This window comes from Georgenia satyanarayanai, assembly GCF_023715365.1.
GTDB classification, from domain to species: Bacteria; Actinomycetota; Actinomycetes; order Actinomycetales; family Actinomycetaceae; genus Oceanitalea; species Oceanitalea satyanarayanai_B.
The window spans coordinates 1-390 of the sequence record NZ_JAMBNZ010000168.1; the positions used below are offsets into that span (position 1 = coordinate 1).

A 390-nucleotide genomic window follows, 5' to 3' on the forward strand; every position below is an offset into this window, starting at 1 on the left:
CGATGAGCTGGCTGTGGGTCTGGGTGCCGGCGTCGTCGATAACCGAGTCCTGGACCAGGACGGCGATCTCGACCGGGTAGTCCTCCAGCATCGAGACGATCGTCGTGGCCTTGCGGGCGTCGATGTGTCCGGTGGCCAGCGCCTGACCGGTGAGGGCGAAGACGTTCTCGAAGGCGCGGGCGTTGCTCACGATCCGCTGCGCGGCGAAGCGGCTCAACCCCAGGCGCGGAGCGAGCTCGTCGGCGGCCATGTTCCCGCCCCTGACGTGCGAGGGCAGGGCGCCGCTGCCGTTCATCAGCGGGCGCCGGGAGAGCTCACCGGCCACCCGGGTGAGCTTGGCGGTGGCCCACGCGGCGATGCGCTGGTAGCCGGCGGCCATCTCCACGAGGT

Annotated in this window: 1 protein-coding gene; it reads right to left on the reverse strand. The window is 71.0% G+C overall.

What is annotated here, in order from left to right; all coding sequences use genetic code 11:
- On the reverse strand, positions 1-390 hold a 390-nt coding region (locus M3148_RS17525; RefSeq protein ID WP_251305987.1), incomplete at both ends, for a DUF222 domain-containing protein.